Source organism: Streptomyces sp. A0592 (assembly GCF_004795115.1).
Lineage (GTDB): Bacteria > Actinomycetota > Actinomycetes > Streptomycetales > Streptomycetaceae > Streptomyces > Streptomyces erythrochromogenes.
Window position 1 is genome coordinate 1 of the sequence record NZ_SSBM01000077.1, and the last position, 9901, is coordinate 9901.

The window sequence follows — 9901 nt, forward strand, 5'->3', positions numbered from 1 at the left end:
GCGACACCATGATCATCACGGCCGGCTCGCCCCCCGGCGTCCCCGGCACCACCAACATGGTCCGGGTCCACCACCTGGGCGGCGTCGCCCGCGGCTGACGCCGCCCCGCCGCACCCGACTCTGCCGCACAGAGACCGAGGGCGGCACCCCGCAGTGATGCGGGGTGCCGCCCTCGGTGTGTCCGTACCGCCGGCCGCCTACTCGGGCGGGCCGATGTAGTTCTTCAGGCCCGGCACGGTCAGCGTGCCGCCGAACTGAGCCGCCTGGACGACCTGGACGTCCGTGAAGAACGCGAACGGGACGTTCAGGGGCGGCGGGCTGTTCGGGGTGAACTCGATCGGGATCAGACCGAACAGCTTCCCCTTGAGGCTCTCGGTGTACATCGTCACCGTGCCGCCGCGGATCTTGGACGTGGAGCCCGGACGCGACTTCAGGTGGGCGACGTTCCCGCCCTTGCCGACGGTCTGGTACAGGTCCTTGATGTCCAGCGAGTCCGCCGTGAACTTCAGGACCTTCTTGACCTTGCCGCTGGCGGTCTTCACCTCGACGATGCCGTGGTAATCGAGGCCGTACAGGGTCAGCAGGGAGCTGTCGAGGTACCAGGGCTCGTCGGGGAGGAGCGGGATGCCCTGCTCCAGCTCGGCGTTGGCCAGGGCCTCGGCGTCGTAGGTCGGGCAGGGGAAGGGTTCCTTCCCGTCCGGGTCCTTCGTCGCCTCGTCCTTGGCCTCGTCCTCGGCCTTGTCCTCGTCGCCCTTGTCCTCGTCGCCCTCTTCCTTGGGCTTCTCGTCCTTGGGCTTGTTGACGGTGTCCTTGACCTCGTCGGGCAGTTCCTCGACCGTGGCGCCCGCCTGCTTGGCGGCGTCCCGGATCGCGTCCGCGGCCGGGTCCGGGGTCGGCTTGGCGGTCGTGGAGGGCGTGGCCGCGGGCGTCGGGGTCGCCTTCGGGTCCTTGAGCGGCTGGCCCAGCCCGTCGATGAGGTCCTTGATCTTGTCGCCCACGCCGAGGGGGTCCAGCGGGTTCGCGGACTTGGTCGGTTCCGGCGCCGGGGTGGTGGTGGCCGGGTCCGGGGCGTTGGCCGACGGGGACTTGGTCGCCGACGGGGCGGCGCTCGTCTTCGGCTTCGCGGCCTTGGACGGTGCGGGCGACGCGCTGGGCGAGGCGCTCGGCGAGGCCGTCTTCGAGGGCGTGGGGGACGGGGACTTCGACTCGGTCTCCGCCGGCTCGTCGGACCGCGTCACACACGGCCCGGGCGCGAAGGGGATCTCCTTGTCGTCGGCCACGGCCAGTTTGGGCGCCATGCCCATCCCGACGAACACGGCCGTCGGCATCGCCGCCAGCGCCATCGTCTTGCCGACGGGTATCTGGATCTTGTTCAGCAGGGACTTCCTGGGCGCCGCGTGTCGCGGGCCCTTCCTCTCACGGGACTCTGCGCCTGGGGCCACGCCCCGCTGCGTCTCGTCACCCCGCACTGTTCCTCCCGCCATCGGCGTGGGCAGTCGTCTCGCTCGCGTGTGCCGTATCCGTCTCGCGGGGGCCGGGAATGTCCAGGCCGCCCGGTGTCGCGTCCGTCTTGCCCAGGGCGACCACGGCCGGCTGCTGGACCGTCGGCTGCTGGACCGCGGGCTCCTCGTCCACCGGCTGTCCCGGCGCCCACGACAGCGCGAGGGCGCCGCCGATGAGGGAGAGGATGAAGCCCATCCCGAAGCCGCCGAGGTTGGACACCGGCAGGGACACCAGGGCCAGCAGGATCGAGGCGACTCCGGCGAAGACCCGGATGGTCTGCTGGAACCAGAGGGCCAGGCCCAGCGTGATCAGCAGTACACCGATGATCAGTGCGCCGGCGCCACCCGTGGTGGCCATCGCGAGACTGACGTTGCCCAACCGGAGGTCCGCATACGGGAAGTACGCGATCGGGAAGCCGCCGAGGAGCGTGAACAGCCCGGCCCAGAAGGGACGGCGACCGCGCCACGCGCGGAAGTGGTAGTACACCACGGTGAGCCAGGCGTCGTCTTCTGCGCGAACGTAAACCGGGGCCTGGGGGTTCATGGACAACAGCTCCCTGGAAACGGTGGTACGGAGAACTCTGTGGAGCCCGGACGGGCGGGCGGGGACGGCCGTCGCCGCCCGCCCGTCCGGTCATTCACCGGGACGGACTCAGTCCTTGCTGTCCTGGTAGCACGGCTGGTCGCCGCCGAGCAGACGCAGCTTCAGGTCGGGCAGCTTGAACGTGCCCGCCGTGGTCGCCCACGCCTTCTGGCGCACGTTCGTCAGGATCGCCTTGTCGGCGCGCTGCGAGAACGCGTACGGGCTGCTGACCGTACCGGCCTGCGGCTTCGTCTTGTGGTTCGGGTCGCCGACCGCGACACCGATGTCCAGGTTCTTGAACTCGGCGTCGGTGTCGAGCTCCGCAACATCCAGGTAGATGTTGTCGGCGACGGCCGGCTTGCCCTTGTGGCCGGTGCGCAGCTGCAGCGTGATGTTGCCGAGCGGCGTCGGGGTCACCAGCGACTGGCACATGTTGGTGATCTCGGCGTGGCTGAACCCGGAGATGGTCACCGGGTGGTGCTGCGCATTGCCCTTGAGGTCGTGCCCCTCGGCGATGCCGCCGTACTGGATGAGGTTGTCACCGTCGAGCTTGTCGGCCGAGACCTTGAAGTCCTGGCCGGAGACGCTGAAGGACGCCGCGAGGGCACCCTGCGCCAGACCCACACCGACCGCGGCCGTGGCCGCGATGCTCGGCACCATGACGAGCGCGAAGCGCTTCCATCTGGTCCCGCCACGAACCTGAGAACTCATTTCGTTCCTCCTTCTCGGACGTACATCTCCGGTCCGGGCCGTGCCCGTCCTGGGATGGGAGAAGTGCTACGTCCTCGGGAAGGAGCGCAGGCGGCCGGGCCGCGGCCGTGCCACGTCCGATACACCGGCGTTCACCCCCGAGCGACAACCACTGGGCCACGCGTTCGCGCAACCTGGAGGACAGGCCCCGCCGTGTGGCAGAGACCCCCCTGTCCCACGGCCGGTGCCACTGCCACCGGCCGGCTCGGTGGGGACCCTCCACCGCGGCTCCGAGTGAGCGGCTCTGCGGGAAGGACCGAGCGTCGCCGATCGTGGTCCATTCCCGGCCGGGGCACAAGGGGGTTCGTTACTGGCGGGTAACGGCCAGATAACCTGGATGCTGCCGGTAACCGTCCGTCGGCAACACAGGGTGCCACCCGGGGCCATGGCAGAACGGGGGAAGAGTGAACACACCGGACAGTTCACAGGGTTCGATTTACTGCGAGTAACAGCGGCCGCGATTGCCAAGTTTTGGCAAAGCGCGGCCGCTGTTTATCTACGTGTCAACAAATCGGCGGCCGCCCGACGACGTCCGGGACCCTTCCCGGGACCGGCGCGGAGCGGCTGCGGAGCCGGACCGGAGCCGTTCTAGAAGAGCACCCGCGCCAGCGCCGTCCGCGCCGCCGTCACCCTCGGGTCGTCGGCGCCGATGACCTCGAACAGTTCCAGCAGGCGCAGCCGCACCGCATCCCGATCGTCACCGAACGTGACCTTCACGGTGTCCACGAGACGGCCGAAAGCGTCCTCCACGTGACCGCCGACCAGGTCGAGGTCGGCCGCGGCGATCTGCGCCGCCGGGTCGCGCGGGTTCTCGGCCGCGGCCGTGCGCACCTCCTGCGGGTTCATGTGCTGGACCCGGGCGAGCAGCTCGGCCTGGGCCAGGCCGAGCTTGGCCTCGGTGTTGCCCGGGTCGTCCGCGAGTACGTTCTTGTACGCCTGCACCGCGCCACCGAGGTCACCGGCGTCCAGTGCGACGACGGCCGCCTCCAGCAGCGCGTCGTACGGACCGGCCGGGGCCTCGACCGGGGCGGACTCGGCGGCCCCCTCGGCGCTCGCGTCCACCTCGATGCCGATGATCCCGAAGCGCTCCTCGGCCACCTGGACCAGCTGGGCGAGGGTGTCGCGGATCTGCTGCTCGGGGGCGACGCCCTGGAAGAGCGGCAGCACCTGACCGGCGACCACGGCGAAGACGGCCGGGATGCCCTGGATCTGGAACTGCTGCATCAGCATCTGGTTGGCGTCGACGTCCACCTTGGCCAGCACGAGGCGGCCGTTGGCCTCGACGGTCAGGCGCTCCAGGAGCGGGCTGAGCTGCTTGCACGGCTGGCACCACTCGGCCCAGAAGTCCAGGACGACCGGGACCTCGGCGGAAAGCTGGAGCACGTCGCGTTCAAAACCGGCCTCGTCGACGTCGAAGACGAGCGCCGAGGGCGGGACGGCGCCGGCGGCCGGACCGGCCCCGCCACCCTGAGCCGCCTGTCGCGCCGATTCTGCGCGGGCCTGCTCGGCCTTGGCCTTGGCCTCGCCGGCCGCCTTCACCGCGGCGAGGTCGACGACGCCGCTCATGGACATGTTTCTGGGCTGCATGCGTACATCCTCCCCCGTGTGCGCGCGCCGACGAAAAAGATCGCGTGAATTGGCCGTGCCGTCGTATCCGTCGCGATCGTGTTGCTGGGCGGCGCCGGGTCCCCACCTGGCGCCTGTAGCTCTTCGCGTGGTTGTCGCTCTTACGCTACGAGCCGTAGCGTAACTCCCCCGGGGGCCCTGCGCGCCCCCGCGACGCCCGTGATCTGAACCACAGCGGCCCGTTCGGCTACCGACGGGTATGGTCTCGGCCATGCGCAACCCCAGCCCCGGCCGCACCGGTCGCCCCCGCAGTGCGGCCGCGGACGCCGCCATCCTCGCCGCCACCCGGGACGCGCTGGTCGAGCTGGGCTGGTCGAAGCTGACGATGGGCGACGTATCGGCCCGCGCGGGCGTCGCCAAGACCACCCTCTACCGACGCTGGGCGGGTAAGAGCGAGCTGGTCGTGGACGCGGTCGCGGAGCTCTTCGACTCGCTCGAACTGCCGGACCGGGGCTCCCTGGAAGCCGACATCGAGTACGTGGTCCTGCGCTTCGCGGAGCTGCTGAGGCGCCCGGAGGCCCGTACGGCCCTGATGGCGGTGGTCTCCGAGTCCACCCGGGACGAGGCCCTGCGTGACCGGATCCGGTCGGCGATCGTGGACCGGCAGAAACGTCTCGTCGTACTGGGTCGCGAACGGGCCCAGGCCCGCGGCGAACTCCCCTACGAGGAGGACGAGTTCCTGGCGGGCCGCACCACAGACCTGATCTTCGACGTGATCGCGGGCACCGTGGTGCACCGCGCCCTGGTGAGCTCCGAGCCGGTGGACGAGCTCTGGGTGGCCACCTTCACCGCCCTCCTGATGCACGGCCTGCGCGGCCCGGCCGCGGCCTGAGCCCGTCCGGCCGCGCGCCGGCGGGGCCGGTCACGTCCCGGCGCGGGGCTTCGCCCGGGGCTTGCCCGGCCAGGTCACCCGGATCTGCCGGCCCTGATCCGCCGGCGGCTCCCCCAGCCCGGCGGCCGCGAGTGCGGCCATCCCGGCGTGGCGCCCGGCGAGCCGGTAGCCCTGGTCGCGGGAGTCGACCTCGTGGAAGCCCCCGTCGGTGAGGACCGCCACGGCCGCCACTCCGCCCAGCCCCTCCCGGATCCCGTCCCACACCGCGGGCAGGAACTCGTGCGGCAGCCGGTCGTCGGACACGGTGTGCAGGAACTCCGACGCGCCGTCGGGGCCTGGGGGTTCGAAGTCCACGACGATGTACGCGTACGGTCCGCAGCCGCTCTGCATCACCACGCGGGCGCTGACACCGGGTACGGAAACGGGAAGGCCGGTCATGGCGCCACCGTACGGGCGCCACGACCGGCCTTCCACGTGTTTGCCGCGGCCGGACTTCGGCCTAGAAGCCCGGGGGCTCCGTGTAGGTGCCCCACTCGTCGCGCAGGGTGTTGCAGATCTCGCCCAGCGTGGCCTCGGCGCGCACCGCGTCCAGCATGGCGGGGATCATGTTCGACCCGTCGCGGGCGGCGTCCAGCATGTCCTTGAGGGCCGCGGCGACCTTGGCGTCGTCGCGGTGGGTCTTGCGGTCGGCCAGGGCGCGGACCTGCTCGCGCTCCACCTCGTGGCTGACCCGCAGGATCTCCAGGTCGCCGGTGACGGATCCGTGGTGGACGTTGACTCCGACGACCCGCTTGTCGCCCTTCTCCAGGGAGCGCTGGTACTGGAAGGCCGACTCGGCGATCTCGCCGGTGAACCAGCCGTCCTCGATGCCGCGCAGGATGCCCGAGGTGATCGGCCCGATGGGGTGCTGCCCGTCGGGGTGGGCGCGCAGGCCGCGCTCCTTGATCTGCTCGAAGATCCGCTCGGCGTCGGCCTCGATGCGGTCGGTGAGCTGCTCGACGAACCAGGAGCCGCCGAGGGGGTCCGCCACGTTGGCGACGCCGGTCTCCTCCATCAGCACCTGCTGGGTGCGCAGGGCGATCTCGGCCGCCTGCTCGCTCGGCAGCGCGAGGGTCTCGTCGAGGGCGTTGGTGTGCAGCGAGTTGGTTCCGCCGAGGACGGCCGCGAGGGCCTCCACGGCGGTGCGTACGACGTTGTTGTACGGCTGCTGGGCGGTGAGGGAGACGCCGGCGGTCTGCGTGTGGAAGCGCAGCCACATCGACTTCTCGCTCTTCGCCCCGTAGACCTCCTTCATCCAGCGCGCCCAGATCCTGCGGGCCGCGCGGAACTTGGCGATCTCCTCGAAGAAGTCGAGGTGCGCGTCGAAGAAGAAGGAGAGCCCGGAGGCGAAGTGGTCGACGTCCAGGCCGCGGGAGAGGCCCAGCTCCACGTAGCCGAAGCCGTCCGCGAGGGTGTAGGCGAGCTCCTGCGCGGCCGTGGCACCGGCCTCGCGGATGTGGTAGCCGGAGACGGACAGCGGCTTGTAGGCCGGGATGCCCTTCGCGCAGTACTCCATGAGGTCGCCGATGAGGCGCAGGTGCGGCTCCGGTTCGAAGAGCCACTCCTTCTGGGCGATGTACTCCTTGAAGATGTCCGTCTGGAGCGTGCCGTTCAGGACGGCGGGGTCCACGCCCTGGCGCTCTGCGGCGACGAGGTACATGCAGAAGGCGGGCACGGCGGGGCCCGAGATCGTCATGGAGGTCGTGACGTCGCCGAGGGGGATGTCCTTGAAGAGGACCTCCATGTCGGCGGCGGAGTCGATGGCGACACCGCAGTGGCCGACCTCGCCGAGGGAGCGGGGGTCGTCGGAGTCGCGGCCCATGAGGGTCGGCATGTCGAAGGCGACGGAGAGCCCGCCGCCGCCGGCCGCCAGGATCATCTTGTAGCGCTCGTTCGTCTGCTCGGCGTTCCCGAAGCCGGCGAACTGGCGGATGGTCCAGGTCCGGCCGCGGTAGCCGGTGGCGTGCAGGCCCCGCGTGTACGGGTACTCCCCCGGCCAGCCGATCCGCTCGAAGCCCTCGTACGCGTCGCCGGGCCGGGGCCCGTAAACGGGTTCGACCTCGTCGCCGGAGAGCGTGGTGAAGTCTGCCTCGCGCTTGCGGGCCTTGTCATAACGGGCCTGCCAGCGGCGGCGGCCCTCCTCGATGGCGTCAGCGTCCATACCCACGAATTTACTAGGACGTCCTAGTAAATGTCGATGGGAAACCCCCGGGAGTCGTCCCGGGGGTGGGTGACGCTCGCCTCGTCGTCAGGCCTTCGCGGTCGCGAGCGGGTCGCTGATCAGCGGCTCGACCTCGGCGCGGATCCCCCGCTCGACGAAGAAGGCGGCCAGCGGGATCGTGCCCGACACGAGCACCCACAGGAGCTTGCCGAAGGGCCACTTCGCCTTGGACCCCAGGTCGAAGGCGAAGACCAGGTAGATCATGAAGAGCACACCGTGGGTCTGCGACACCACGAAGGTGAGGTCGGCACCGGTGTCGAAGCCGTACTTCGCCACCATGCAGGCGCAGAGGATCAGGAGCATGACCGCGGTCACGTAGGCCATGACGCGGTAGCGGGTCAGCACGCTTCGTTTCATGCCGACGAGCCTAACCGTCCGTTTTGCTCGATCTTGACGCGGCCCCGGGATCGCGGGACGGGCCTCAGGCCTCGTCGAAGTCCGCGGCGGCCACCCGCAGCGGGCGGAGCAGGGCGAAGATCTCCCCGCACTCCTCGGCGTCGTACGCGCCGAGGCCGAAGTCGATCGCCATCAGGTCCTTGGTGGCGGCCTCGACGACCTCCCGGCCCTTCTCCGTGATGGAGGCGAGGGTGCCGCGGCCGTCGTTAGGGTTGGGCCGCTTGGCGACCAGCCCGGACCGCACCAGCCGGTCCACGGTGTTGGTCACCGAGGTCGGGTGGACCATCAGCCTCTCGCCGATCTTCGACATCGGCAGCTCGCCCGCCTTGGAGAAGGTGAGCAGTACCAGTGCCTCGTAGCGCGCGAAGGTCAGCCCGTAGGGCTTGACGATCGCGTCGACCTCGCCGAGCAGGATCTGGTGGGCGCGCATGATCGAGGTGATCGCGGCCATCGAGGGCACGGGCCCCCAGCGCTGCTGCCAGAGCTCGTCGGCGCGGGCGATGGGGTCGAAGGGGAGGCTGAGCGGCTTGGGCACGCGTCCGACCCTACCGGGAGGTCACTTCACGGCGGGGGCCGTCTCATCCCTCAGTCGCTCCTCCTGCCGGACGGCGGACCGCAGTTCGGCCAGGAGCGCCAGGACGACGGCGGTTCCGAGCACCCCGGACCCGGTGACGACCGCGTGCACCGGGAAGAACTCGGCGGCGAGCCCGGCCAGGGCCATGCCGGCTCCCTGGAGGGTCATCAGGCCCGTGCTGAGCAGGGTCATCGCCCGGCCGCGCAGCTCGTCGGGGACGGCGTCCACGTACCACTGGTCCAGTCCCAGGGTGTAGGCGTGGGCCAGCCCGGCGAGCAGCAGCGCGAGCAGGGCGAGGGGCACGCCCGGCCGGCCCGCGTAGAGGAGGAACGGCAGCAGGCCGGCGGCGGCGAGCGGGGCGACGATCCGCGAACGCGTCCGCGCGCTGAGGGCGGAGCCGGCCCAGAGCTCTCCGGCGAGGGTGCCCACGGGCATGGCGCACATCATCAGGCCGAGGACGGCGGTCCCGGCGCCGATGCCGTCGGCGTAGGCGGCGAGCAGCGCCTCGGGGACGACGAGGAAGACGGGCGGCAGCCAGAACAGGAGGGTGAGCGCCCGCAGCCGGCGCCGGCCCAGGACGGCCCGCATCCCGGCGAGCGGAGAGGTGCGGGCGGCCGTCCGGGCCGGCCGGGCGCGGGTGCCCAGCCGCAGCAGGAGGGCCGAGCCGAGGAATCCGGCGGCCGTCAGGGCGATGGCGGCGCGCGGGGCGAGGACGGTGAGCAGCAGACCGCCGAGACCGAAGCCGATGAGCTGGGCGCTCTGGGCGACCATGCGCAGCAGCGAGCGGCCCAGGACGTAGGCGTCGCCGGAGCCGAGGATGTCGGGGAGGGAGGCGTTGCGCGTGCCCTGGAAGAGGGGTGCCACGAAGGCCATCGCGCAGCGCAGGACGAGGAGCACCGCGACGGGGGTGGCGGGCAGCACCATGGCCGCGGCGCAGGCCGCGCAGACGAGGTCGCAGGTGACGAGCACCCGCCGGGCGGGGCGGCGGTCGGCGACCCCGGCGAGGAGGGTGCCGCCGAGCGCGTACGGGAGGAAGCCGAGCGCGAAGGTGAGCGCGCTCATCAGGGGCGAGCCGGTGAGGCGGTAGACGAGGACGGAGAGGGAGATCTCTGCGACGACGAGGCCGAGTACGGACATCAGGTGCGCGGCGAAGACGGCGGGGAACTCGGGGGTCCGGAAGACGGTGAGGTAGCCGGCGGAGCCCGCTTCGGCCGGGGCCGGGGTGACGGTTGCCATGACGGCAGCGTCGGGGCCCTAGGGTCTGTCGTCAAAGTGATCTTGCGTTGTGGATCATGGTCGGGTGATACGTCGCCATGAACTGTCGGACGCTGAGTGGGAACTCGTGCAGCCGTTGCTGCCTCGGCCCGTGCTGGGGCGG

At 71.0% G+C, this 9901-nt stretch carries 10 protein-coding genes; 1 reads left to right on the forward strand and 9 read right to left on the reverse strand.

Features of this window, described 5'->3' with window-relative positions:
• Positions 1–197: 197 nt before the first annotated feature.
• From E6U81_RS39015 to E6U81_RS39030, 4 genes are all read right to left on the reverse strand, one after another.
• Positions 198–1469 (reverse strand): hypothetical protein, encoded by a 1272-nt coding sequence (locus E6U81_RS39015; RefSeq protein WP_136234726.1) that lies wholly within the window; start codon positions 1467–1469, stop codon positions 198–200.
• Positions 1459–2046, reverse strand: coding sequence for a DUF6114 domain-containing protein (locus tag E6U81_RS39020; protein ID WP_136234727.1), 588 nt, complete (start codon positions 2044–2046; stop codon positions 1459–1461). Before E6U81_RS39020 ends, E6U81_RS39015 begins: the two co-directional genes overlap by 11 nt.
• 108 nt (positions 2047–2154) lie before the next feature.
• Positions 2155–2796 carry a DUF6230 family protein gene (locus tag E6U81_RS39025; RefSeq protein ID WP_136234728.1) on the reverse strand — a complete coding sequence of 214 codons (642 nt, stop codon included), beginning with the start codon at positions 2794–2796 and terminating at the stop codon, positions 2155–2157.
• A 627-nt stretch (positions 2797–3423) separates the two neighbouring features.
• Positions 3424–4422: a tetratricopeptide repeat protein gene (locus E6U81_RS39030; protein ID WP_136234729.1), complete on the reverse strand. Its 999-nt coding sequence runs from the start codon at positions 4420–4422 to the stop codon at positions 3424–3426.
• Between the two features lie 250 nt (positions 4423–4672).
• On the opposite strand from E6U81_RS39030, the gene E6U81_RS39035 reads away from it, so the two are divergent.
• Positions 4673–5293 (forward strand): TetR/AcrR family transcriptional regulator, encoded by a 621-nt coding sequence (locus E6U81_RS39035; RefSeq protein WP_136234730.1) that lies wholly within the window; start codon positions 4673–4675, stop codon positions 5291–5293.
• Positions 5294–5323: 30 nt separating this feature from the next.
• Here E6U81_RS39035 and E6U81_RS39040 read toward each other — a convergent pair whose 3' ends face one another.
• From E6U81_RS39040 to E6U81_RS39060, 5 genes are all read right to left on the reverse strand, one after another.
• Positions 5324–5731, reverse strand: coding sequence for a hypothetical protein (locus E6U81_RS39040; protein ID WP_136234731.1), 408 nt, complete (start codon positions 5729–5731; stop codon positions 5324–5326).
• 61 nt (positions 5732–5792) lie between these two features.
• Entirely contained in the window at positions 5793–7493 is a 1701-nt protein-coding gene (locus E6U81_RS39045; RefSeq protein ID WP_136234732.1) for a methylmalonyl-CoA mutase family protein, read from the reverse strand.
• A gap of 87 nt (positions 7494–7580) precedes the next feature.
• Positions 7581–7910, reverse strand: coding sequence for a DUF3817 domain-containing protein (locus tag E6U81_RS39050; protein ID WP_030031371.1), 330 nt, complete (start codon positions 7908–7910; stop codon positions 7581–7583).
• A gap of 64 nt (positions 7911–7974) precedes the next feature.
• A complete protein-coding gene (locus E6U81_RS39055) occupies positions 7975–8484 on the reverse strand; it encodes a MarR family transcriptional regulator (RefSeq protein WP_136234733.1) in 510 nt (169 codons plus the stop codon).
• Positions 8485–8505: 21 nt separating this feature from the next.
• Positions 8506–9759 (reverse strand): MFS transporter, encoded by a 1254-nt coding sequence (locus tag E6U81_RS39060; protein ID WP_136234734.1) that lies wholly within the window; start codon positions 9757–9759, stop codon positions 8506–8508.
• Positions 9760–9901 lie beyond the last annotated feature (142 nt).